Origin of the sequence: Bacillus cereus ATCC 14579 (assembly GCF_000007825.1) — a bacterium.
Classification (GTDB): Bacteria; Bacillota; Bacilli; order Bacillales; family Bacillaceae_G; genus Bacillus_A; species Bacillus_A cereus.
This window is the reverse complement of sequence record NC_004722.1, coordinates 1706250-1732345: the sequence shown is the minus strand read 5'-3', so window position 1 is coordinate 1732345 and position 26096 is coordinate 1706250. Positions and strand designations below refer to the sequence as shown.

Genomic DNA, 26096 nt, shown 5'->3' with positions numbered 1-26096 from the left:
CTTACATATTTTTCATTTATACTCTCTTACTCTATTTCTTTACTAATTCTTTCGGTGCATGAATCCAGCTCATCATTTCACGAAGCTCTGCTCCCACTTTTTCTAATTGATGATTTTGTTCTGCTTTTTTCATTGCGTTATACGTCGGACGCCCTGCTTGATTTTCTAAAATCCATTTCTTCGCAAATTCACCTTGCTGAATTTCTGTCAGAACACGCTTCATTTCCTTCTTCGTTTCATCTGTAACAATTCTCGATCCTGTTACATAATCTCCAAACTCTGCCGTATCTGAAATAGAATGGCGCATAGTCGTTAATCCACCTTCGTACATTAAGTCGACAATTAGCTTTAATTCATGCAAACATTCAAAGTATGCAATTTCAGGACGATATCCACCTTCCGTTAACGTTTCGAACCCGGCCTTCACAAGTGCAGTTACCCCGCCGCAAAGTACAGCTTGCTCACCGAATAAATCCGTTTCGGTTTCTTCTTGGAATGTCGTTTCAATTACCCCCGCACGTGTACACCCTACACCTTTTGCATACGCCAGTGCTACATGTAGCGCTGTTCCCGTCGCATCTTGATGCACTGCGACTAATGCTGGAACACCATTTCCTTCTTGAAATACACGGCGAACGAGATGACCTGGACTTTTTGGCGCGACCATCGCTACATCTACGTAACTTGGCGGATTAATTTGTCCGAAGTGAATGTTAAATCCATGTGAGAAAAGTAACATTTGTCCTTCACGAAGATTCTCTTCTACCTCTGCTTTATACACATGAGCTTGCTGTTCATCTGGCAATAACATTTGTACAACTTGTGCGGTTCGAACCGCTTCTGAAACAGACATTACTTCAAATCCATCCGCTTTCGCTACTTCATACGACTTACCAGGACGAACACCAACTACAACCTCTACACCAGAATCACGTAAATTTTGTGCTTGCGCATGACCTTGTGATCCATAACCAACTACTGCAACAGTTTTTCCTTGTAATAACTCTACATTTGCATCTTTTTCATAATATGTTTTCATATTCCATACACTCCTTATAATTTATTTACTTGCAGAACATCAATTAATTTTTTCAACTGACTAACAAGTAATGTCGCTTCATTTTCAGTACAAACTGCTGTGAGTTTCATTTCAGAAACACCACTAGTATCTCTTTCTTTTAAATGTAAAGAAGAAATATAATAACCACGCCGAGCAAAAATCCCACTTATACGTAATAAGACGCTTGGCTCGTTATGAATAACGAGTGAAAAAGTATGACTCATTCTTCCCACCTCTTCATAATCATTTCGTTATTCCCTTTGTTTGGCGGAACCATCGGAAATACGTTTTCACCTTCTTCTACACAAAAATCAACTACAACAGGACCTTCATAAGCAAATGCTTCTAACATCACTTGTTTTGCCTCGGTTGAATTTGTTGCTCTTAATCCCTTTACTCCATAAGCTTCTGCTACTTTCACAAAATCTGGTGATCCAATTTTTGATTCTGATAAACGATTTTCATAAAACATTTCTTGCCATTGCCTTACCATCCCTAAAAATTTGTTATTTATGATAAATACTTTTACAGGGATGTTATTTTCAGCAATTGTTTGTAGTTCTTGAATGTTCATTTGAAAAGAAGCGTCACCTGCAATACAAATGACAAGTTCTTCTTTTTTAGCTAGCTGAGCACCAATTGCTGCTGGAAAACCAAACCCCATCGTTCCTAATCCTCCAGAGGTAAGGAACGTCCGAGGTTTTCTTGCTTTATAGAAGTGAGCAGCCCACATTTGATGCTGACCTACTTCTGTTGTGACAATCGCTTCACCATTCGTTAATTCACTTACTAAGTTGATCACATGCTGTGGTTTTAACTCAGATTCTTTTTGCTTATAAGAAAGTGGATATTCTTCTTTCCATGTCTTTACTTTCTGAAGCCATTCGTCTGTTTGTGTATAAATAGACATATGTAACAGCATGTGTAACGCTTTTTTTACATCACCAACAATCGGATGTTCTACAGTTACATTTTTATGAAACTCAGAAGAATCAATATCAATATGTACTTTTTTCGAGTTTGGAGAAAAAAGTTCTAATTTTCCTGTTACACGATCATCGAAGCGAACACCTAATGCAAGTAGTAAATCACATTCTGTTACCGCCATATTAGCAGCGTATGTCCCATGCATACCAAGCATCCCTAGAAACAATGAATCATCCGGTGGATATGCACCAAGTCCCATTAAAGTTGAAACGACTGGAATACGGTTCTCCCTTGCGAATTCGAAGAGTTCATCGGATCCACCTGAATGAATGACACCTCCTCCAATATAAAGAAGTGGACGCTTAGATTTTGAAATTGCTTTAGCCACCTCTCTAAGTTTCATGCTGTCTGGTACAAATTCTGGTTTGTACCCCGGAATATCAACTTCTTCATTAAAGAAACTGGTGACTTTTGCATTTTGAACATCTTTTGGAATATCAATTAATACTGGTCCCGGGCGCCCGCTTTTGGCGATGTAAAAAGCTTCTTGCACAATTCGTGATACATGATTCACATCACGAACCTGGTAATTATGCTTCGTAACAGGTACTGTAATTCCGACAACATCCGCTTCTTGAAATCCATCTTTACCAATTAAAGGCGTTGCAACTTGCCCGGTAATGACAACTAAAGGAATCGAATCCATATAAGCGTCTGCTAAGCCCGTAACTAAATTTGTCGCCCCTGGGCCAGAGGTAGCAAAGACTACCCCGACCTTTCCAGAAGCTCTCGCATATCCTTCAGCCGCATGAATGGCAGCTTGCTCATGACGAGTTAAAACATGTTTCAAACCACTTTCGTATAACGCATCGTATACTGGTAAAATCGCTCCGCCTGGATAGCCGAAAACGGTCGTTACACCCAATTTCTTCAAACATTGAATCACGTGCCCAGCGCCTGTCATTTCTTCATACTGTAACTTCTCATACGCTGTATACTGCTGCTTCATTTCCATTAACTCCTCTCCTTATTTATGCTAAGCTTTCCGTCAGCCTGGGAACACGTACTCCTCTTTCTCTCGTTAATTTTTTAAATTCTTCGGTCAATTGTTTCGTTACACTTCCTGGTTTCCCATCTCCAATTTCTCTGGAATCAACTTTTACAACTGGAATTAACTCCGCTGCTGTTCCTGTTAAAAATACTTCATCCGCTACATATACATCATGGCGAGTGAACGGTCTTTCCTCACACGGAATACTCAGTCGCTCACATAGCTCGATAACACTATTTCTCGTAATACCTTCTAATGCTCCTAAATAGGATGGCGGGGTTAATACTTTTCCATCTTTCACAACGAAAACATTATCACCAGAACCTTCACAAACATATCCTTGTTGATTTAACATAAGAGCCTCTAACACCCCTGCTTGTGCTGCTTCAATTTTTACAAGTACGTTATTTAAATAATTCATTGACTTAATACGTGGATCTAACGCATCTGGCGTATTACGTCTTGATGCAACAGATACAACGCTTAGCCCATTATCATAAAATTCTTGTGGGAATAACTTTAATTGTTCTGCAATGATAATTACGCTCGGCTTCACACAACTTCTCGGATCGAGCCCTAAGTCACCTTTTCCTCTTGAGACAATTAAGCGAATGTAAGCATCAGTATATTCGTTTTTTTGGAGTGTATGTAAAACTGCTTCTTCCATTTCTTCTACCGTCATTGGAATTGTTAGTAAAATAGATTTCGCTGATTCATACAATCGTTTCACATGTTCTTTTAAACAAAATACATTTCCTCCGTAACTACGAATCCCTTCAAATACACCGTCTCCGTATAAAAAACCGTGATCATATACTGAAACAACTGCCTTTTCTTTTTCTACAAATTCCCCATTCATGTAAATGTACTGGTTTCCCATCTCACATCGCTCCTCTTTTTTTCTCTATTTTTTGCAATCTATTTCTACATCGATTGCTGAGATGAGTATTTTTAACAGAATATTCAGTATATAAACCTTAAAAATATACTCGTCTCAACAATCGATTACTTACATACTTGTAGCAATCCATTGCTGAGACGAGGGAATCGTGGTACCACTCAGCTTCCTTATACTTCTCACGAAATATAAGCTCTGCAAGTCCAATTAGACTTTTGTTTTTCTATCGGGAACAACCCCGCTACTTTTTACTAGTTTTCAAAAGTAGTGCTCCAAGGTGATTTTCAATGAGTGAATTGTTACCACCCTCACAGCCTCGGGGCAGCTCTCTGAAACAATCTTTATCATTTACTCTCCTCTTCTACGCATTCTCTTCTTCTATTTTTAAAAATAAAAACTCTCGCCTCAGCAATCAACTACTACAATTTAGTAGCTTTGATTGCTGAGGCGAGAGTTTCGCGTTACCACTCAGCTTCCTTATACTTCTCACGAAATATAAGCTTTGTAGGTCCAATCAGACCTCCGTCCTTTTACCGGAGACGATGCCGCCGCCCTCTACTCAGTTTCCCTTTCGCAAGCGATGCTCCGAGGTGATCTTCAATGATTCGATTGTTACTACCCTCACAGCCTTGGAGTAGCTCTCTGAAACGATCATAATCATCTACTTTCCTCTTCTTTGCATATACAACATATAAAGTTAGAAAATTCTTAATTAACTTTTATTTGTTACACGTATTATAGGACGTTGTTCTTTTCGTTGTCAATATGTTTTTTTCAAAAAAATCAAAATTCATTCTATTTATTTTTTCTCAAATCAAAATTGGAATGCATTACTTACATACACTCATATATTACTTAAGTATGTTTGCATTACTACATAAAGAAAAACTTATAAAGTTTATGAGGAGATGAGGAAACTATGTTAAAAGGGAAAGTAGCGTTAGTTACAGGAGCAAGCCGAGGAATTGGACGAGCGATCGCTAAACGTTTAGCAAATGACGGTGCATTGGTTGCTGTTCATTACGGTAGTCGAAAAGATGACGCTGAAGAAACTGTTCATGAAATTCGATCAGATGGTGGCCAAGCTTTTTCTATCGGCGCAAATCTAGAATCCTTACACGGTGTAGAAAACCTTTATAACGCTTTAGATACTGAATTACAAAAGCGCACTGGTGAAACACAATTTGTATATTTTAATAAACAATGCTGGCATTGGTTTTGGTGTTTTTATTGAAGAAACGATTGAACAGTTTTTTGATAGAATGGTTTCAGTAAATGCAAAAGCTTCATTTTTTATCATTCAACTAGCACTACCACGTTTTCGTGACAATAGTCGAATTATTAATATTTCATCCGCTGCCACCCGCATTTCTTTACCTGATTTTGTTGCATATAGTATGACGAAAGGCGCTATTAATACAATGACTTTTACGCTAGCAAAACAGCTTGGAGCACGAGGAATAACGGTGAATGCAATACTTCCAGGATTTATTAAAACAGATATGAATGCAGAACTCTTGAGCGACCCGATGATGAAGCAGTACGCTACTACTATTTCCGCTTTCAATCGCTTAGGTGAAGTAGAAGACATTGCCGATACTGCTGCATTCCTTGCTTCTCCAGACAGCCGCTGGGTTACTGGACAATTAATTGATGTGAGCGGAGGATCTTGTTTGTAAAAAACATATATTTTCAAATCTTTTTTATTGCGCAATAAAACAATTTATATAATACTATATAAAACATATACATTTAGGAGGATTACAGCAATGTCCGAAAAAACATACGAACTCGCAACCTTCGCAGGCGGTTGCTTTTGGTGCATGGTAAAACCATTTGATGAACTTCCTGGTATTCATAAAGTACTTTCTGGCTATGCAGGAGGTCATGTAGAAAACCCAACATATGAACAAGTAAAAGCTGGAACATCTGGACATTTAGAAGTTGTTCAAATTACATTCGATCCTTCTATTTTTCCTTATCAGAAATTACTAGACTTATATTGGCCACAAATCGATCCAACTGATGATGGCGGACAATTTTTTGACCGTGGTCCATCTTATCGTACCGCTATTTTTTATCATAACGAAACACAAAAAGGGCTTGCTGAAAAATCAAAACAAGCTCTTGCAGAAAGCGGTATGTTTAAAGATCCAATCGTGACTGAAATTCGTCCTGCTGCACCTTTTTACGAAGCAGAGGAATACCACCAACATTTCTATAAAAAGAATCCAGAGAAATATGCTACTGAGCAAAAAGAATCTGGGCGTGAAGACTTTATAAAAGAAAATTGGCAAAAAAAATAATAAAAACGCATCGTGCTTTTTTAGTACGTTGCGTTTTTATTTTTGATAAAAGTACCATACAATTAACAGAACAATTGCTGTTAGTGACCAAAGTACTATCTCGTTTTTCACTCTATTCTTTTTCTTAGTCATTTCATTCCCTCCTAATAACTATTAAACATATTCAATTTTTTCTTTGTTTAATTGTCCATCTTATATACGTGAATACATCCTTACAAATTCTAATAGCAAGACCACCAATAATTCCGATTGCAATGGAAATTACTAGCATCTGTCCAAAACTAAAAGAATTTGTGTACATTATGTAGAGAACGATACATATAAGTAAAACATCCGGTAAAGAAAGTAAAAACCTTTTAAGCATTCCTTTATCTCCTCTATACTTTTTAATTTATATCTTCTACTGTAATTTTGAAATAAAATTTGTTCAAAAATTCCATTTACACCCTCATTTTATGAAAAATAATAAGAATCCCTTTTCAAAAGAGATTCTTATTCAGCAGATTTAAGTTTAATTATTTTCTACATATCCTATTCCATAATTACTCCTAAAATAGAATAATATTACTAATGATTTATTGTAAATTGACTATTTGCCAGGTAACCGAATGTCGCGCCAGCTACCTACATCGCATTGGCCAAATTCATTATTACCTACCGCGATCACCGTGCCGTCTGATTTTAGTCCGACTGTATGTGCACAACCAGCCGCTATCGCTACAATATCTCTCCAATCACTTACGTTACATTGGCCATACTCATTCCAACCCACTGCGACCACGGTACCGTTTGATTTAAGTCCGATTGTATGATTCGTACCAGCCGCTATTGCTACAATATCTCGCCAGCCACTTACATCACACTGGTTATGTTTATCATTTCCCACTGCTGTCACCGTACCGTCTCGTTTAAGACCAACAGTATGAAGATACCCAGCCTTGACCGCTACAATACCTCGCCAGCTACTTACATTGCATTGACCATATCGATTATTCCCCACAGTCGTCAATGTGCCGTCCAATTTAAGACCGACTGTATGCCAGTCACCCGCTGTGACTGCCACAATACCTTGCCAACTGCTTACATTGCATTCTCCTTCTTTATTTCGGCCCACCGCTACTACCGTGCCATCCGATTTCAGGCCAATAGTACGACGCCACCCTGCCGCAACCGCTACAATATTATGCCAATCGTTTACATCACATTGTTCATGCTTATTCCAACCCAGTGCTACCGCAGTACTGTCACATGTAAGACCGATTGTATGAGCATTACCCGTGTTCGTTGCCATATGAACATTGCCCACTGCGACTGCTTCAATATCTCGCCAGCCACTTACATTACATTCCCCTTCTTTATTCCGGCCCACCGCTACTACCGTGCCATCCGATTTCAGGCCAACTGTATGACAACGCCCCGCCGCTATCATATCTTTGGGCCATCGCTTCACTTTTTCTTTCGATAAAAGGTAATCCATGTTTTACCTCCTTGCATATAAGCAACTGTATCATAATAGATATTTTTATCAAATTTCATTATAAATCTACATTTACAAAGAAAGCTTATTTTACTTCTTCAAAAAATAAAAACCTCCAGTTTAAATACTAGAGGTTTTCTCGTTATTTCTTCAATCGCTCAATAAAATCATGTAATTTATCAAGTGACTTCATATTCTGATTGCAAGCTACACCATCTTTGCAAATGTAGTTTCCCTTTTTAACGAAAGTTCCTGGTACATCGCCTTTAATTTCAACTAAAAACATTCCTACTTCTTCATGTCCATGACATAACGAACAAATGCTTTTTTTATTTAAACTTTGGAACGTTCCTTGCAGACCAACAAATTTATTTTTATCATTTTTCGCTATAATAAATTTCCTGCTTGACCCCTTATCAATCCAGCTTAAATAAGATATTTCTTTCATATCCATTTCTTCCATATCAGGAAGTTTTAACTTTTTCGCTTTAGGAAATAATTTTTTTAATGTTTGTGCTGTAACTTCTTGAAACGGAATTACATACGGATTTATTTTCATTAAAAATGATTCTGCATCTTCTCTATTTTGAACTGTTAATACCGTATCAATTAACTCTTTCTGTTCATCCGTTAAATTCTCAAATACATGTATTATCTTTTCAATAGCAAGCGATTTTAACGCTTGAATTACACCTCTATCATTTGCCGTTGCATGCCCGTTTGCTAAAATATAAGCTTGTGATTTTATAAAATTATATTGATCACTTCTAATAAACGCTTCCATCTTTATCACTCCATACAAATTGTTGATCTAGTTTTATTGTATACAATGATTACATTTTTTGATATGTAAAAGATAACTTAGAAACAAACATTACATATATCACTTATTCTCTACCGCTGCATTTCCTGACAAAAGAAGCCATCATCTGTTTTCCATTCCGCATATAATACGTCTTCAAATTTAGTAATTCCTTTTTGCTTTATTTGTTTATAAAGCCATCCTTCATCAAATCCCGCTTCCCTCAAATTATCCTTAACTACTTTTCCATCACTAATTAATGAAATTGGTAAGTATACAGGCTTATGTTTTAAACTTAAATCATTTATAGTAGGAGATTCGTATTTACTTTTTTTCAGAACGCTTATGTTTCCGTTCGGTTCCAATATCATATATTCAACTTCTCGGATTGAAAATATATCTTTTTGTTGCCTAAGCATTTGTTGTAATTGGTTTATATCCAAATGATTTACGCTTAATTGTTCACGATCAATCTTTCCGTTACGAATAATAATTGAAGGATACCCTTCAAAAAACCTTCTTGTTCCTCTTACTTTTTGTGTTATCACTTCTATAGTATAAATTAAAATTACCCAAACAAATACTGAATATAAAATAGACCATACTTTAATTTTAGGATCATATATTGAATTTCCAACGAGCTCACCTAGGACGATTGCAGAAATAAAATCAAATGGCGTTAGCTGAGATATTTGTGTTTTCCCTAATATTTTTGTAGCAATTAATAGAACAAAAAAACCAACTAAAAGCTCTATCGTTATTTGTCCAATATGATTCATATATGTTCACCTTTCTACTTTTCAAGTGCTCTGTATACCATTTAGTAAAAAAACGGCACATTTTTTCTATTATCATGCCCGTTCACACCTCATATATCCAATACACATAAAACAAAAAGAGTCTGATTCAAAGTAATATATGAATCAGACTCTTTTCCTCTTATTTAGAATACACAATCTTTTTAATCGTTTCCCCAGAAAGAAAATATTCTTCTGCAAGTTGATGAATAGCAATCCCACTTTTAAACGCTTCTTTAATTGCTTTATTTCTTTCATCTAGTTGTTTTCTTCCGCCAGATCGTGTACCCCATTTATAATGTTTCGTTTCTTGTTTCGGAATGTAAATTGTTTCACCTTGTATATACTTTTGAATTTCAGTAATTAAACTCTCTGGTAAAACAGCATTAGCTTTTACGTATTTCATTTCTGCTCGCCCCTTATTTTTTATGGTTCATTTCAATAAGGTGCAAAGCCAAATATAAAAAATGATACGAGCTCATATAGGCGATTGTATATTACTTGTCTACCTCACGCAAAGTATCGCCATTTCCATACTTGGCTTTGCATGAGACGTTGCAGTGTCTGGCAATTGAATTATAATCGCCATATAAACACCTCCTAATATACCTTTTGCATTTTATTATATGATAAATTCCTTCTCCTTGCATCCACACCCTTCTTAAAGCACGAAATTACTTAGTTTGATATAATACTTTTTAACTGAATTAAAAATCATTGTGAGGTTACATTATGAAGAAAAAAATTATCATTACAATCGTTACACTATTCTTTATTATCACGGCATTATTCGGAACATACAAATTGATGAACGCAAGAAGCTTTCAATTATTTGGAGATTTAACACAACGCGTAGAAACAAATGAAAAAGTGATTGCTTTAACTTTTGATGATGGCCCTACTAACAATGTAAAACAAATATTACCGCTACTAGATAAATACAACGCTAAAGCTACTTTCTTTTTAATTGGAAATGAATTAGAGCAAAATTTATCGTTAGGAGAAGCTATCGCGCAATCTGGACACCAACTTGGAAACCATACATATTCTCATAATAGAATGGTTTTCAAAACACCTTCTTTTATTAAAGATGAAATAGAAAAAACGAATTCATTAATCCGCCAAACAGGATTTACAGACGAAATTGATTTTAGGCCCCCTAACGGTAAGAAGTTAATAGGGCTGCCATATTATTTAAATAAAAACAATATCGAAACAATCACATGGGATCTTGAGCCCGATACTTTTTATAAATCTGCGGCTGATAAAATTAAATACGTTAATAAAAATGTAAAACCAGGTTCTATCATTTTACTGCACTCTATGTATGATGAGTCTAATGAAAATTTACAAACGATTGAAGGTATTTTAGATTCTTTATCTAAGAAGGGCTATCAGTTCGTAACAGTAAATGAATTGCAAAAAAGAGCAAAATAAAAAGGTAGCGTATCTTTGTATGATACGCTACCTTTCTTTTTATATAATGCCAAGTACATTTAAGAATACGATAATAATCGCAATTGGTGCGATATAACGAAGTAAGAATAACCATAATACGAATAGTTTATAACCTTTATTTTTACTTACACCTAGCTCTTTCATTAATACATCTTTCTTCATTTTTAAAGGAACAAAGATAGAAACTAATAATACACCAAGTGGCATTAATACGTTACTTACTGCATAGTCCGCTAAATCAAAGACTGTCTTCCCGAAAATCTTCAGATCACTTAATATACCGAATGATAATGCTGATGGTACCCCAACAACGAAGATTAATAACCCTACGATTAAGGCCATTTTTTCACGTTTCCCTTTACCTTTTGATGTTAACGATGCAACACTAATTTCTAACATCGAAATTGCTGATGTAATCGTAGCGAAGAAGAATAGTAATAAGAAAACGATGAAGAATAATTTTCCGAATGCCATTTTACTGAAAATAGCTGGCAATACGATAAATAATAGTCCTGGTCCTTGAGATGGTTCCATCCCAAATGCGAACACAACTGGGAAAATTGCAAGTCCTGCAAGTAATGTAATAACAAGAGTTAAGGCTACGATAGAAAATGCTGAACGTGGTAAGCTTTCTTCTTTCGGTAAGTATGAGCTATACGTTACCATAACGGCTACCCCAACAGATAATGAGAAGAACGATTGCCCCATTGCGTATAAAATAACTTCTGATGTTACATGTGAGAAATCAGGTTGTAAGAAGAAACGAACGCCTTCTCCAGCACCATCTAACGTAAGTGCACGAACGATTAATACAAAGAATAAAACGAATAGTGCTGGCATGAAATATTTATTTACTTTTTCAACACCATTTTGTACACCTTTACTTACGATGAAAATAGTAATAAGGATGAATAATAGCTGTGATCCAACTGCTAAATATGGATTGGAAATGATTTCACCAAACGTAGCTTCGTATGCTCCATTTCCTTCCCATAGTCTACCTGTAATTGCATTCCATAAATATAATAAAATCCAGCCTCCTACAACACTGTAGAAAGAAAGTAATATGAAACATGTTACAATTCCTAATTTACCTAACCAAGGCCATAACGTTTTAGGAGCAATCTCTCTATATGCATCGACAGCCTCTTTTTGTGTACTTCTTCCAATAACAAATTCAGCTAATAATAGCGGTAAACCAATTAATAATGTGAAACCGATGAAAATTAGGAAGAACGCTCCGCCTCCTCCAATGCCGGCCATATATGGGAATTTCCAAATCGCCCCAAGACCAATTGCCGAACCTGCTGCAGCTAATACGAAACCTAATTTCGATGTCCATTGCTGTGAATTCATTTGTTAATCTCCTCTCTATCTCTTTTTCTTTGTTACAATTCGGTATTTATATTGTTCTATCAATACTCTTTTCTAATACGTTCACTTCCTCCCTAATAATAAAAAAACGCCCCTACGTAAATACGTAGGGACGACAAAATTATCGCGGTACCACCCTAGTTGTGAAGAACACTAAGAAACCACCTAAATAAAAACGCCCCTACGCAAAAACGTAGGGACGATAAAATATCGCGGTACCACCCTAGTTATGAAGCCACACCAAAGTTAGGACCTAAATAAAAAACGTCCCTACGTAAATACGTAGGGACGATAAATATCGCGGTACCACCCTAGTTGTGAAAAAATCTTCACCACTTTATTTGATAACGGTATAAACTACCGTCTTTCATTTCCTCAAAATATGAGATTTATGAAAGATGCTCCAGGACGAACTTCATGAATAATCTATATACTGATTCACACCAACCATCAGCTCTCTGAAATAGGGAGATATTCACTACTATACCCTTTCATTGCCCAAATATTATTTTCCGAATTGATTACTATCATTTTTATCACACATTAAAAATAGTGTCAACTTATATTTCGAATTTTTATGTATTACAATCTATTTAAAAATTCGAAATATAAGTTTTAGTTTAGAAAACAAGTAGCTTAGTACATAACGAATTCTAACAGGCAATAGAAAAAGAATTACGTATTATTGATACTTATTCAATAATACAAATCATCTAGAAACATAACCTGTCTCTCTGTATTCATTTTTTAAGAGTTTGATGGATACCAAGAAAATTTCGCATCACTATCCAATGGTCTATTTTTCGTTTCTTCTTTAATTACACGAAACCATTCATTTAGAATTTGATTTTTGGGCAATTGAGCAGCAAGGCTATCTTCCCAAATTATATGTGAGAACCAGGCTTTCGTTTCCCATTCAAACTGCAATTGTGCGAACGAAATTATAGGGTGATCAGCTCCACGAAATTGCTCATTTACTGCATTTGAAACTTCTGGAGCTTGCGGTAACAACTCGTTCTGAATTCTATTTCTTATCGTCTCATTTTCTAGCTGATCCCAGAAATACAATTGCCCATTTATTTGATAAAAAATATCAAATGAAGCCTCACCTTTCTTCAAATTCAATAACACGAAGGCACGTTCCACATCATTGTCAGCCGCTTTTACAGCATTAACAATTATATTTTGTGCCATTGATACCCAGTAACTAGTCGCTTCCTCTACCGGTGATTCAACATACAATTCTTCACTTAATTCATGAAGAGTAGCTTCTTGCTCATTTACTTTTTCAACTTTTTTAAAAAACCTATTAAAAAACCCCATAACTTCCCCCTTATTACTATTTTCTATTTCACAAAATAAAAAATAGATTTTTCTTGCTCATCCACATTTACTCCTGGTGCGTATGTATGAACTTGTTGCAACACTTCTTCTATTAGCAACTCTAACTCCTGCACACTTTTTTCTGGATTCCCTATTAATGTGTCCGCCATACGTTCATATAATTTTTCAGGTTTAATAGCCATTCGTTCCACATTATTAGGCATCCATTTAAACGCTGGATGATGTACGTACATTTTATTCAAACCAAATAAAACACCGAATATGTTCCTTTGTACTTCGCAAATAACGTCATAAAGCATAAGCCAATCTTTCCGTTTTAAAAGCGCCTTTCGATTGTGCCAACGATTACTTAACCATAGATTTTCTGAAATCATCCGTTTTGCTAGTTCATCTGAATATGCCGCTACTTTTTCTTTTAATTCATTCACTTTCCCTTCTCCATACAAACTAACACCATCATGAATGGATGATACAATACATTGTTTTTCATAACTTATATCATATTGATCCACCACATCCGAAATCACTTTCTCTACTGTCTCTGTTAAAAAGTTACTAATCTCTAATTTAATTCCCTCTTTCGTTAAATACGTTTCCGACCATTCTTCTTCCTCATACGGATGATACGATAATATTGTCCCATCAATATGATGAATAGGGGCCCTACGATCCTCATCTTCTGGCGGTGTTGACCATAAAATATGTAATTCTATATCTGAATGTTCATCTTCAAGCTTTCTAGCTACTGAACCCGCTAAAATAATAGCTTCTACTTTCGGATTTTTCCTATAAATCTCTGACATCTCTATCGCTTTCTCTTTTAATCCCATTTCATTTCCCCCTAAAATTGCAGTAATCCCCTATATTTCATTTATCTATTTCGATATTACAGCTTGCATTACCTTTTCAAATTCCTACTTAATCATATTTGTATCCAATAGCGCTGAATAACTTCACCAGTACGAGAAGAAACTACTTCATTTTCTAACACACCTCCAACCTTTTGAATCGTTTTAGCAGAACCGATATTGGATTTATCGCAAGTTATTAATACTTTCTGCAATCCTAATTTTTGCGCTTCAGCTAATGCAAGTTGTAGTTGTTTCGTAGCGTAACCGTGGCGACGTTTATTCGGATGGACACTATATCCAATATGACCGCTTTCCCGTAATAATTCTGGATTTAATCTATGTCTAATATTCACAAAACCTATAAGTTCCCCTTTTTCAAAACTTAAAAACTGACTAGATGGCACTCGATTAGCTAGTAAATTTTCTCCTAGTTCTTGTTTACTCACTTTTTCAAACCATTCATCAAGAGAATCAAAGTTTTGTAAAGAACTACTTCCATGTGGTTGTTCCCCTGAGTGTAAAAACGCTTGTCTATACGCCGTAATATGCTCACTATATTCATGGATTGGTTTTAATAGTTTCATTGTTCTTCTCCCCCTCTTCATTCCATAAAACAAACACCTTAATAGCAGCTATTCACTATTAAGGTGTTTCTATCCTTTTTATTCAAATAACCCCATGCTTAAATAACGTTCACCTGTATCAGGCGCAATACATAAAACTTTTTTACCAACGCCTAGGCGTTTCGCTATCATGATTGCAGCGTAAACAGATGCTCCAGAAGATGGCCCAACTAATAATCCTTCTTGTCTAGCTAAGTTTCTCATTGTCGTTAAAGCCTCTTCATCTGCAATTTGAATAATTTCGTTATACACTTCTGTATTTAAGTTTTTCGGAATAAATCCTGGGCTTGTTCCTACTAGTTTATGAGGACCTGGTACACCACCGGATAAAACGGGAGATCCTTTCGGTTCCACTACTGCAATATATAAGTTTGGCAATTTCTCTTTTAACGTTTCACCAGTCCCTGTAATCGTTCCGCCTGTTCCTGCCGTTGCAACAAAAGCATCAAGCTCTCCATCCATTTGTTCGTAAATTTCAAGTGCAGTCGTATAACGGTGAATATTCGGATTAGCTGGATTTTCAAATTGTTGCGGGATAAAACTATTCGGTATTTGTTTTTGCAGTTCTAACGCCTTCGCAATTGCTCCTGGCATTCTTTGTTCTGCTGGTGTTAAAACTACTTCTGCTCCGTATGCTTTCAATAAATTAATACGCTCTTTTGACATATTATCTGGCATAATTAAAATCGCTTTATACCCTTTAGCTGCTGCATTCATCGCTAAACCAATCCCTGTATTCCCGCTTGTCGGTTCAATAATTGTATCTCCTGGTTTGATGAGACCATTTTCTTCTGCAACGTGAAGTAAATTATAAGCAGCACGGTCTTTCACACTGCGCGATGGATTAAACATTTCTAGTTTCACATACACATCTGCTGCGTCTTCTGGAATAAATTTAGATAATCGGACGACAGGTGTATCTCCTATTAATTCCGTAACGTTTTCACACAATTTCATAGCGCATCCCCTATTCTATCGTTTTCTTATCACTTGGCAGTAACCATGAAGTGAGTCCAATTAATGGTAGACAACTACATAATAGCATAATAAATTGCAGGCTATATATATCTGCTAATTTCCCAAGAACTACAGCACCTAATGCTCCAAGTCCAAATGCAAGACCTACGATTAATCCTGACACCATTCCCACTTTTCCAGGCACAAGCTCTTGTGCATATACAACAATTACACTAAAACTACTTGAACTAATAAAACCGATACATAAAAATAACGGTACGACCCACACAAGTGAGACATGTGGTAATAACAGTGCAAGTGGCGCTGAACCTAACATTGAAAATACGATGATATTTTTCTTACCAAATCGATCTGCTAACGGTCCTCCGAAGAAAGTGCCTAACACACCAGCAATCATAAATGCGAATACGAAATACTGGGCATTTTTTATAGATAAACCGTAATGCTCTATTAAGTAAAATTGATAGAAATTCCCGATACCAGCACCGTACCAAGAGCGTACAAAAGTAAGAAAAACAAGAAGTATAATAACGAATTTAATGTGTGTACTTACAATTGCATTTTCCGCCTCAAGTGCAGCCCTCTTCTTCCTTCTTACAGCACCGGTTGCTAATTCATTTTTGTACCAATTCGATACGAAAATTAATAATGCAATTCCTACTGCTGCAAATGCTGTAAAACCTAATGAACCAATTTGACCGAGTGGAACGAAAATTAGCGCTGTAAAAATAGGAGCTAGAGAATTCCCCGTGTTTCCCCCAACTTGATAAATTGCTTGCGCTAACCCTCGTTTTGCACCTGCCGCCATATACGCAACACGAGCGCCTTCTGGATGAAAGACTGCGGAACCTAAACCAATAAATAAAACAGAAATAATAACAATAATAAAGTTTGGTGCAAACGCGAGTCCAATCATTCCAAGCATACTTGAAAACATGCCGAGTGGTAATAAAAATGGTGACGGCTTCTTATCTGAATACATACCAAACACCGGTTGCATAATCGATGACGTCATATTTAATGCAAACGCAATCCACCCTACTTGCATATAGGATAAATTCATCGTTTTTTCCAAAATAGGAAACAACGCCGGCACAACTGCTTGCATCGAATCATTTAAAAAATGCCCAAAGCTAATCGCAAATAAAATTCGATATATTGTCGGTGTTTCTACAGTTTTTTTGTGTGAAACTGCATGCATATGTGAATCTCCCCTTTCTGTACAAAATATATATTTATTACAGTAGGTGTAATAAATTCTGACTTTTGAAACATTTCTATTCTATACTGCTTTCATTTCTTTTTCCAGAAATATAACTTAACTCCCGTCATTGGCTTGCATCCTTGTAACTTTCAGCGGTAAAACAGTACAAAAAAAAAGACAACCCAATCACATACTGGGTTGCCTCTTACATTAAATTGCAAAATGCTTATACTTCTCGTAATCACTCGTCTTACATTCTATTTGTAATTTGGTACCTTCGTTTTCGTAACTCGTAGATAAAACGTGTGCATGATTATTGAAATACGAAACTACCTGTCCTTGATCATATGGAATTAACATTTCACACTTCGTATATTCTTTATAGATGTGTGAGCGAATCATTTCTACAAGTTCTTCAATTCCAACATGTTTCTTCGCTGATAAATAAACGCGATCTTCTTGCACTTTCGGAATTTCAACATCTACCATATCTGATTTATTATAAGCATAGATCGTTGGAATATTTTCTACTCCAATTTTCTTTAACGTTTCATTTGTAATATCAATTAATTGTTCATAATTTGGATTTGCGTAATCTACAACGTGAATAAGTAGGTCTGCTTCCGCTACTTCTTCTAACGTTGAACGGAACGCCTTCACAAGATGATGTGGTAATTTACTTACAAATCCAACTGTATCTGTTAATAAAAATGATTTATTATCTGGCAAATCAATATTTCGTACAGATGTTTCTAACGTCGCGAATAACATATCTTTTTCAAATACTTGTTTTTCTTCTGTACCATTATAAATTTCAAGCATTGCATTCATCGTCGTTGACTTTCCTGCATTCGTATAACCTACTAATGCTACAACAGGTATTTCATTTTTCTTACGCTGCTTTCGCTGCGTTTGACGCTGGGCAACGAGCGCTTCTAAATCTTTATTCAAAACTGAAATTTGTTCTTCAATTTTACGACGGTCTAACTCTAACTTCTTTTCACCGACACCTTTATTTTTCGTACCAACGCCGCCGCTCTGTCTCCCTAACGATTCACGAAGACCGATTAAACGAGGCATCATATACTGAAGGTGTGCTACTTCTACTTGTAGCTGTGCTTCTTTCGTTTTCGCACGTTGCGCAAAAATATCTAAAATTAAAATGGTACGATCAATTACCTTACAATCTAAATCCTCTTCTAAATTTCGAATTTGTGAAGGAGATAATTCATCATTAAAGATAACCATATTCGCATCTATTTCTTGTACATACGCTGCAACTTCTTCAATCTTTCCTTTTCCGATATAATGCGATGGATTTACTCGTTGTAAATTTTGCGTTACTTGCCCAATTACCTCTACATCACAAGCTTCCGCAAGATTTGTTAACTCTTCCATCGAATATGCAAAATCATCTTCATTACCTACATTTACTCCAACTAAAACTGCTCTTTGTAATACTTCTTCCATATATTTATTCCTCCATTTCGATTACGTAAAATAAAAAACACAGGTCGCTGCCTGTGTTTTCGTAAACGGATAAGGGTTCACCAAAGAAATAGAAGAAAGCTATGCTTTCATCCTATTTTATAGTCAAAAAGTCCCAAGATTGTATACGTATCCACAGTAAGTGTTCACTTATACAACCCCATTCTATTTATAAAGGCAAAACAAAAAGAGGGCATATTCGTCCCTCCCTCTTTTTCACATATAAGCTTAATAAAGGGTTCCTTTAAAATAGGCAGACCAATCCCGTTCACTCTGTACACAGACAGAGCCTTTGAGCGCTATTCAATTATTGGCACAAAGTATTGAGACGTAATCTGATTAAGATCAAAGGAAGCCCCTCCGTTCATTTTAAGTTACATAAAGTGTAGCATAAGTAATTCGCTTTCACAAGGTTTAACAACCTATATCACACGGAAAGAAAATCTTTATATTTTTACTTTAATCGTCATTTTTTGCGAGTTTTTCTCACAATAAAAATAACAAAAGCAATTATCAATTTTAGAAACTTCTCGTATATTATTTTTACAGCACTCGCCAAATTCCTTCATAGTAAGTTAAGTATTATTGTTTTAATACAACAAAAATCTTTATTGACATTTTTATAACCTAATATTAGTATCAGGTTATAAAAATAAAAGTTAGGAGATGTTCCTATGCATTCTAAATCTCGTATTACTGCAATTGGTACTTATGTTCCAGATCAAATATTGTCTAATAACGATTTAGAAAAAATGGTCCATACGAATGATGAATGGATTGTACAAAGAACAGGAATGAGGGAAAGAAGAATCGCTAGCGAAGAAGAATACTCCTCAAACTTAGCCATTAAAGCAATTGAAAATTTATGTACAACATATAAGAAAAACTTAGAAGATGTCGACTGTATCATTGTCGCTACTACTACTGCTGATTACGTTTTCCCTAGTGTTGCTTGCCAAATACAACAATACTTCAACATACCTCATACACTAGCTTTTGATTTAAATGCAACTTGTGCTGGTTTTACATATGGACTACACGTCGGTAATAGCTTAATCACTTCTGAATCACATGAAAAAGTACTTGTCGTAGCGACAGAGACATTATCTAAAGTTACTGATTATACCGATAGAACGACCTGTATTTTATTCGGTGATGGTGCTGGAGCTATTTTATTAGAAAGAGATGAAAACACCCCAAGCTTTATCGCTGCTCACATGGGAACAAACGGTGATGGCGGCATTCATCTATATAGAACAAACTTATCTACTACTATGAATGGCACACCACTGCAAACAAATGAAAAAATCGTTCAAAATGGAAGAGAAGTATATAAATGGGCAACACGCACAGTACCAAAAGGCATAAAAAATTTATTACATACCGTAAATATGCAAGTAGATGATATAGACTGGTTCATACCCCACAGCGCTAACTTACGAATGATCGAATCTATTTGCGAAAAGTCTCAAATTCCAATACAAAAAACATTAACGAGCGTGGAATATATGGGGAATACCTCTTCAGTCACCATTCCACTCGCTTTAAATTTAGCTATAAAAGAAGGGAAATTAAATAACGGAGACACACTTTTACTATACGGATTTGGTGGCGGACTTACGCATTTAGGGCTTATTGTAGAGTGGAATTTAATTTAAGTGTATAAAAAGAGGCTCTAGTCAGTAACTAGAACCTCTTTTTCATTTAATTTCTTGCCCCTTTTCGAGACCATATCACAACAGGAATAAGTAATAACGCTAACACGCCTCCAGCCAATGACAATGCCGCATAACTTGAATTCGCTACTACCATACCTGACATTGCTCCACCAGAAGCTCCAGCTAGCGCAATAAAAACATCTATTTTCCCTTGTGTTTTAGCACGTGTAGACGGTGTTGTGGAATCAACGATTTGTGCTGTACCACTTATCAATCCGAGGTTCCATCCTAGCCCAAGTAAAGACAGAGCAACGATTAATAATAATAAAGAATCACTTGGCGCTATCGCAGCTATGACACCCGCTGCAAGTAAAATCACTCCACCAGCTATGCTCATTGTAGTTCGGCCAATTTTATCAATTAACATTCCTGTAACGAGAGATGGAAGATACATTGCACCTACATGAAAACCTATCACAAGTCCTACTGCACTTAAACCGTGACCGTGGTGTCCCATATGAACTGGGGTCATCGTCATAATCGCAACCATCACTATTTGCGTAAGTATCATTACGATTGCTCCAACTGTAATACCTCGTTTATTTTCTTTCGCTTCTTCTGTTATTGGTTGTCCTTTATATGTATGTTCCTGTTTATATCTTTCTATTATGTTAGCAATAATCAAAGGATCTGGACGAAGCATAACAAAAAGAACTAGACCCGCCAGTATAAATGCTGCTGCCGATAGTATGAACGGACCTGCAAGTTTAGGAACTCCAATTGAATGAGCAAAACTTCCCATTACCCCTACTAAATTTGGTCCTGCAACTGCACCGAAAGTCGTCATTACCATCGTAATACTAACAGCCGTTGCTCTCTGCTTCTTATCTGCTAAATCTGTACCTGCATAACGAGCTTGTAGATTCGTGGCTGTACCGGCACCATATATGAGTAAAGAAATAAGTAAAAGAATAATGCTGTTCGTTAAAGCTGCCATTACAACACCAATCGCTCCAAATCCACCCACTATAAACCCTGTTGCAAGACCTATCCGGCGTCCATATCGTTGCGAAAGCTTCCCTACTATGAAAGCTGCTAATGCCGATCCTAATGTAAACATAGCAGTTGGTAATCCTGCAAACGCATCTGTTCCAAGCATTTGCTGCGCAAGAAGTGCGCCCACTGTAATACCAGCAGCTAGTCCTGCACCGCCAAACATTTGTGAAATGCTGACGATTATTAACGTTCGTTTGTATAGTTTTTGTTGCTCTTCTTCTGTGTACACATGATTATCTATTAAAGCCCCTGCCTTATCTAGCAATTCCCCATCCTCCTTTTAAAATTAATCCCTCTTGTTAATGTACTATGTATAACGTTACATATTCAATGGCATTTTCCATTCCTTCCTTTCATTCTAAAAAACTTTCTAATCATACTCGACTTATCCCATGCTATATTAAAAATACTACTATTCACAATAGGCAAGGAGGAAACAATGAAAAAAACAGTAGAATTATGTGAAGCTTGCAAACATGATCCAGTATATAAAATAGAAGAATCCGATCAAGCAAATCAACCTTATAAATTATGTAACCAATGTCATGAGCGTCTTATTTCGTTATCTTTACATCCTAAAGAATGGTACCACCTTGTAATGATTCACTCACCTTATAAATATTATTTGCATGATAGTTTTTATGAAGAAGATGGTAAAGCGAAGCAACCAAAATTAGAGATGAATGAGCACAAACTTACACCCGTGCCCACTTTAGAAGAAGTTCGCTCTAGTTTAGAGGAATTACTTGATTACACCATGACTAGATGGTTTCTTCAAGAAGCAGAAATTGAAGCTCTTAATAGGTACGATCAAAACGAAGTACTAGATGCTGTTATAAACCGCTTTTCAAACACAATGAATGGTGTAATTAAAACTAGATTACTTGAGATTGTTATATGTGTACTAGGAGAATTCGCCTCAGATTGGATAAGAAAACTGTGGAAGGCATTTGATGAAGATTTACTTGCACCTCTTTCTCACGCTGCAGCTTATTGTTTACCATTTGAAGAAGCCTTTCCTTTAGTAATAGAAAGGCTAAAAACAGTATTAAAAAGTGAGCTTCCGACCACTTCCTTCATTTGTCTGCATTCTTTTCAATCCTCAGAAACATTAGATTGGATAGAGGAACATGCAGTATCATTTCATAACGATTGGGCGCGATTAGCTGCAGTATCACAACTAACTTGGAGACGAATTAAGTCTTGGCTAACAAAAGGACACCCTTTAAGTTTAATAGCACTTGATGCAATGGTTAGCTGCATACCTGCAAATGAAGATGTACTATATGAAATGGCTCCAAAAATTTTATTAGCAGATCCGTCAGAAATAAAGTCAACCTTAATAGCTTACAAACAAAGAGACAATGTTCCAACTGTCAAAAGAAGTGTTGAAACTATTTTAGAAAACAAGACAGAAATATTTCAATACATGAATCCTTTACAAATATCTATCAAAAAGAAACCACAAAACTTTTTAGTTATGGATGGCACAGTACAAATCCATGAAAACAGACTGGATGAATACGTAGACTTCATTAATACAAACAACTTTACTGATGTTTTCATTAATGATCTTAGGTATAGTTTGCACCATATTAATTTTCTTGAACACTGCCCGCAAATTGAAAGCTTACACATTAGTAGTATATATATTACTGATTATTCAGCCCTATATAAATTAAAAAACTTAAAATCTTTATCACTAGAAGAACCACAAGTTCCACTAAACTTAACAGAGCTAGAAAGCTTTACAAATTTAGAGGAACTTCACATAAAGTGTAATAAAAACATTAAAGGCTTCGAATCTTGTCCTAACTTAAAAGAACTATACATTTGGAAATACAAACCGAAACAAAAGAACCTTGAAGAATTAATGTCTTTACAAAAAATTGAAAAACTAAGCATTACACAAGGGAACATTAATTCATTAAAAGGATGTAGGTCATTACCTAAATTAAAGCATTTAGAACTCAATTATTTAAGAAATTTAGAGCATATTGATGAAATTGAAAACAATGCTTCAACTTTAAAACACATCGAATTCGACCATTGCAGTAAGCTTAAAAACCACGAATATTTGCGCTATTTAACGGAATTAGAAACTCTCATCTTATCAAGTTGTGGTAACATACGAAATCTACAATTCATTAAAGAACTACAAAAATTAAAACATTTAAGCTTCGTGGATTCTACGATTGTAGACGGAAATTTAGAATCTTGTGTCGGAATTGATTTTGTTGGTTTTAATAATAAAAGGCATTATAGTCATAAATTTAAAGAATTAAATCCAGATTTTTCATACTAACGTAAGGAAAACAGGCTAATAGCAGCCTGTTTTCCTTTACGCTTCTTCTACTATCCTTCCCTTTCTCTTTTTACTCAAAGCTTTCCCTTCCCAAAACAACAAACTTACGAAAGCACAAATTAAAATAATTGGCACACTTGCTTTATATAAATCTGTAAAACTCATAGCCATCTGATTCTTGGCATAATGATTCACATCATTTGAAAATGTGAGTACTTCTTTCTTTATACTTTCCTCTTGTTTTTCAACTTCTTTTGTCACTTGCCTCATAACTTCTTCTCTTTTTACATCTCTATATTCTACTGGAACTTTTCTTAATATTTCATCCGTCTTGTCGCGAATCAATTCTTCCTTTTTCTCTTTACTTAATCCCATTGTCATTGCATTTTGTTTCTTATTTATATTCGACTCTAAACTTTGATTCTCTATTTTCTCTTTAGTCATTTGTAAAATTTCAGTTTGCTCAGTACTATTCACATGAATAGTACGCACCTTTTCTTCTGCATAACGATATACTTTTTCTTTATTTACAGTTAAATTGTGAGTTAAGTTAGAGACAAATATTGCGACTGCCAATACAATTCCAACTTGTCGTAACATTGATACAACACTTTGAGAAGCAGTTAACAATTCTCCTTCAAACGAAGACGCACTTAAAACTGTAATTGGCCCCACTACTAAACCATATCCAACACCTAATATCATACATGGAATAATAATTTCTATATTTGTTGAATGAACATCAATCATTTGCAACCAATAGTAGGAAAGCCCCATAATAAGAAATCCTGACAAAATAATAGTTACTTTTCCGAGTTTTTTAATTAAAGTTGCTGCAACTGGTGAGACAAAAAATATCATTGCTGAAATAGGTGTCACTAAAAAAGCCGCTTCAATTTCCGTTCGACCTTGTAGTTTCGTCAAGAACGTTGGAAGCAATACAGTAACTCCAATTAAAAATAAATTACTTAATATAACAACGATAGACGCTCCGACAAACATTCGATCTTGAAATAACTTTAAATTCACCATTGGATTATGAATCTTTCGTTCTACTAAAACAAATAGAATAAGAGAAATAGTGCTAATTGCATAACAAGACAAAGCAATATTACTTTGCCATCCCCATGTATTACCTTTTACTAATATGAGAGTAAATGAAAAAATTGCTGTGCTACTTAATAGTAGTCCTATCCAATCTATTTTTGAGATAATACGTTCTTCATTTTTTATTTGTAGCATGATGCAACATAACACGATTCCTATTATACAAACCGGAACATTAACGAAGAACACCCATCTCCATCCTAAATGTTGCGTAATAATTCCACCTATTACTGGTCCCATAGCAGCTGACAATCCTTGTGTTACTCCTAAAATTGCAAGCGCAACATGCCTCTTAGCTAATGGCATAGCTGATACACCAATTACCATACTTGTTGGAAATAAAATCGCTGCCCCAATACTTTGTATAAAACGAGAAAAAATAAGAAAATCACCTGTATTAGCAAAAGCGCAAAGTACCGATCCACCACCAAAAATCACCAGACCAAGAATATACATCTTTGCTTTTCCAAAGATATCAGCTATCCGCCCTAACGGAATGGCAAGTACTGCAATCGTCATTGTATAAACATTTAATACCCAAGACATCTTTTCTAACGAAGTATTTACACTCGATTGTATTGCCGGTAAAGCTATATTCATAATTGTCGTATCAATCATACAAAGAAAGATACCTAGACACATTAAAAAGACAATCTTAATACCCTTTGATTGCTCCATCTTTATATACCCCTTTATTTATTGTGAACGCGTTTTTCATTCTTCTGTTTTATTGTTTTCTTTCGCCTCTAACTCTTCTAATTTTTTCTTCAAAGTCTCCACTTGTGCACTATACGATGCAATACCTACATCTAGTGAAATTTCTTCGACGAAAGTAATACCTACTCTCCACTTTTCATATTTCAATCGAAGATCTGCAATGTACGCTTCTTTTCTTTCAATTTCATCTTTAATCCATTTTTTTATTGTTACATCATCACTATAGTTACCAAAATACATTCTCATTAAAAAATCCGAACGTAAAACATCCTTCTCTACAGGTGTCTGCATGTATTGATAAAATTCTTCACGCCCCTCATCTGTAATAAAGTACATTTTCTTATTCGGTTTTCCCTCTTGCATGACAACCTCTTTTTTTATTTTCCCTTCATTCTCCAATTGTCGTAACGTTGGATAAATCATTCCAAAACTTCCATCAAAAAAATGAGTAAATACGTCTTCAAACACAATTTTAATATCGTAACCAGACAATTCCTTTTGCATTAATAAACCTAAAACAACATCTCTTCCCTTCAAAGTAAAACCCCCACATAGTATATAATCAATAATCATATTAACAATGTTAATATGATTATTGATTATATACCTTATTCT

The 26096-nt window shown here is 35.6% G+C and carries 23 protein-coding genes, 1 pseudogene and 2 other annotated features; of the genes and pseudogenes, 5 read left to right on the top strand and 19 right to left on the bottom strand.

Features of this window, described 5'->3' with window-relative positions; translation table 11 throughout:
• Window positions 1-31: 31 nt before the first annotated feature.
• Genes ilvC through ilvE form a run of 4 tightly spaced genes read right to left on the bottom strand, consistent with a single transcriptional unit; the run spans window position 32 to window position 3918 of the window.
• Complete coding sequence (gene ilvC, locus BC_RS08870) at window positions 32-1039, bottom strand: ketol-acid reductoisomerase (protein WP_000861143.1); 1008 nt, start codon at window positions 1037-1039, stop codon at window positions 32-34.
• Between the two features lie 14 nt (window positions 1040-1053).
• Complete coding sequence (locus BC_RS08865; protein WP_000019909.1) at window positions 1054-1284, bottom strand: ACT domain-containing protein; 231 nt, start codon at window positions 1282-1284, stop codon at window positions 1054-1056.
• A complete protein-coding gene (gene ilvB, locus BC_RS08860) occupies window positions 1281-2996 on the bottom strand; it encodes an acetolactate synthase large subunit (protein ID WP_002164572.1) in 1716 nt (571 codons plus the stop codon). Before ilvB ends, BC_RS08865 begins: the two co-directional genes overlap by 4 nt.
• A gap of 22 nt (window positions 2997-3018) precedes the next feature.
• Entirely contained in the window at window positions 3019-3918 is a 900-nt protein-coding gene (gene ilvE, locus BC_RS08855; RefSeq protein WP_000528162.1) for a branched-chain-amino-acid transaminase, read from the bottom strand.
• Between the two features lie 151 nt (window positions 3919-4069).
• Window positions 4070-4309 (bottom strand) — a binding site (T-box leader).
• Between the two features lie 546 nt (window positions 4310-4855).
• On the opposite strand from ilvE, the pseudogene BC_RS08850 reads away from it, so the two are divergent.
• Window positions 4856-5615 (top strand): annotated as a pseudogene (locus tag BC_RS08850) (SDR family oxidoreductase).
• Between the two features lie 90 nt (window positions 5616-5705).
• The gene (gene msrA, locus BC_RS08845) at window positions 5706-6242 is read left to right on the top strand and encodes a peptide-methionine (S)-S-oxide reductase MsrA (protein WP_001291883.1); all 537 of its coding nucleotides are present in this window, start codon (window positions 5706-5708) and stop codon (window positions 6240-6242) included.
• A gap of 163 nt (window positions 6243-6405) precedes the next feature.
• Here the strand turns inward: msrA and BC_RS08840 are convergent, their stop codons facing one another.
• The 5 genes from BC_RS08840 to BC_RS08820 all read right to left on the bottom strand — a co-directional run bounded on the left by BC_RS08840 (window position 6406) and on the right by BC_RS08820 (window position 9724).
• Entirely contained in the window at window positions 6406-6606 is a 201-nt protein-coding gene (locus BC_RS08840; RefSeq protein ID WP_000919314.1) for a hypothetical protein, read from the bottom strand.
• 225 nt (window positions 6607-6831) lie between these two features.
• Window positions 6832-7719, bottom strand: a complete 888-nt coding sequence (locus BC_RS08835; RefSeq protein WP_000385090.1) for an RCC1 domain-containing protein — start codon at window positions 7717-7719, stop codon at window positions 6832-6834.
• Window positions 7720-7861: 142 nt separating this feature from the next.
• On the bottom strand, window positions 7862-8503 hold the full coding sequence (locus tag BC_RS08830) for a FusB/FusC family EF-G-binding protein (protein ID WP_000387072.1): 642 nt from the start codon (window positions 8501-8503) through the stop codon (window positions 7862-7864).
• A gap of 110 nt (window positions 8504-8613) precedes the next feature.
• Window positions 8614-9300, bottom strand: a complete 687-nt coding sequence (locus BC_RS08825) for a DUF421 domain-containing protein (RefSeq protein WP_001015543.1) — start codon at window positions 9298-9300, stop codon at window positions 8614-8616.
• Window positions 9301-9460: 160 nt separating this feature from the next.
• Window positions 9461-9724: a CD3324 family protein gene (locus tag BC_RS08820; RefSeq protein WP_000878325.1), complete on the bottom strand. Its 264-nt coding sequence runs from the start codon at window positions 9722-9724 to the stop codon at window positions 9461-9463.
• Between the two features lie 326 nt (window positions 9725-10050).
• Here BC_RS08820 and BC_RS08815 point away from each other — a divergent pair, with 326 nt between their 5' ends.
• A complete protein-coding gene (locus tag BC_RS08815; protein WP_000726858.1) occupies window positions 10051-10755 on the top strand; it encodes a polysaccharide deacetylase family protein in 705 nt (234 codons plus the stop codon).
• A gap of 39 nt (window positions 10756-10794) precedes the next feature.
• Here the strand turns inward: BC_RS08815 and BC_RS08810 are convergent, their stop codons facing one another.
• The 7 genes from BC_RS08810 to hflX all read right to left on the bottom strand — a co-directional run bounded on the left by BC_RS08810 (window position 10795) and on the right by hflX (window position 18620).
• Window positions 10795-12132: a sodium-dependent transporter gene (locus tag BC_RS08810; RefSeq protein ID WP_001088187.1), complete on the bottom strand. Its 1338-nt coding sequence runs from the start codon at window positions 12130-12132 to the stop codon at window positions 10795-10797.
• 299 nt (window positions 12133-12431) lie between these two features.
• Window positions 12432-12654 (bottom strand) — a binding site (T-box leader).
• Between the two features lie 243 nt (window positions 12655-12897).
• The gene (locus tag BC_RS08805) at window positions 12898-13473 is read right to left on the bottom strand and encodes a hypothetical protein (RefSeq protein ID WP_000505543.1); all 576 of its coding nucleotides are present in this window, start codon (window positions 13471-13473) and stop codon (window positions 12898-12900) included.
• Window positions 13474-13496: 23 nt separating this feature from the next.
• Window positions 13497-14324 (bottom strand): DUF4037 domain-containing protein, encoded by an 828-nt coding sequence (locus BC_RS08800; RefSeq protein WP_000523173.1) that lies wholly within the window; start codon window positions 14322-14324, stop codon window positions 13497-13499.
• Between the two features lie 92 nt (window positions 14325-14416).
• Window positions 14417-14929 (bottom strand): GNAT family N-acetyltransferase, encoded by a 513-nt coding sequence (locus BC_RS08795; protein WP_000771271.1) that lies wholly within the window; start codon window positions 14927-14929, stop codon window positions 14417-14419.
• A 78-nt stretch (window positions 14930-15007) separates the two neighbouring features.
• Window positions 15008-15925 (bottom strand): cysteine synthase A, encoded by a 918-nt coding sequence (gene cysK, locus BC_RS08790; protein WP_000762273.1) that lies wholly within the window; start codon window positions 15923-15925, stop codon window positions 15008-15010.
• Window positions 15926-15935: 10 nt separating this feature from the next.
• Window positions 15936-17147 (bottom strand): MFS transporter, encoded by a 1212-nt coding sequence (locus BC_RS08785; protein WP_000543417.1) that lies wholly within the window; start codon window positions 17145-17147, stop codon window positions 15936-15938.
• Between the two features lie 213 nt (window positions 17148-17360).
• Window positions 17361-18620 (bottom strand): GTPase HflX, encoded by a 1260-nt coding sequence (gene hflX, locus BC_RS08780; RefSeq protein WP_000393283.1) that lies wholly within the window; start codon window positions 18618-18620, stop codon window positions 17361-17363.
• A gap of 692 nt (window positions 18621-19312) precedes the next feature.
• Here hflX and BC_RS08775 point away from each other — a divergent pair.
• Entirely contained in the window at window positions 19313-20296 is a 984-nt protein-coding gene (locus BC_RS08775; RefSeq protein ID WP_000555762.1) for a ketoacyl-ACP synthase III, read from the top strand.
• A gap of 46 nt (window positions 20297-20342) precedes the next feature.
• Here the strand turns inward: BC_RS08775 and BC_RS08770 are convergent, their stop codons facing one another.
• Window positions 20343-21617 carry an MFS transporter gene (locus BC_RS08770; protein ID WP_000884513.1) on the bottom strand — a complete coding sequence of 425 codons (1275 nt, stop codon included), beginning with the start codon at window positions 21615-21617 and terminating at the stop codon, window positions 20343-20345.
• Window positions 21618-21791: 174 nt separating this feature from the next.
• Between BC_RS08770 and BC_RS08765 the strand changes: the two genes are divergently transcribed.
• Window positions 21792-23657 carry a hypothetical protein gene (locus tag BC_RS08765; protein WP_000754353.1) on the top strand — a complete coding sequence of 622 codons (1866 nt, stop codon included), beginning with the start codon at window positions 21792-21794 and terminating at the stop codon, window positions 23655-23657.
• A 36-nt stretch (window positions 23658-23693) separates the two neighbouring features.
• Here the strand turns inward: BC_RS08765 and BC_RS08760 are convergent, their stop codons facing one another.
• Together BC_RS08760 and BC_RS08755 are read right to left on the bottom strand one after the other, a co-directional pair.
• Entirely contained in the window at window positions 23694-25442 is a 1749-nt protein-coding gene (locus tag BC_RS08760; RefSeq protein WP_000438106.1) for an MDR family MFS transporter, read from the bottom strand.
• A 36-nt stretch (window positions 25443-25478) separates the two neighbouring features.
• Window positions 25479-26018: a PadR family transcriptional regulator gene (locus BC_RS08755; RefSeq protein WP_000678346.1), complete on the bottom strand. Its 540-nt coding sequence runs from the start codon at window positions 26016-26018 to the stop codon at window positions 25479-25481.
• Between the last annotated feature and the right edge of the window lie 78 nt (window positions 26019-26096).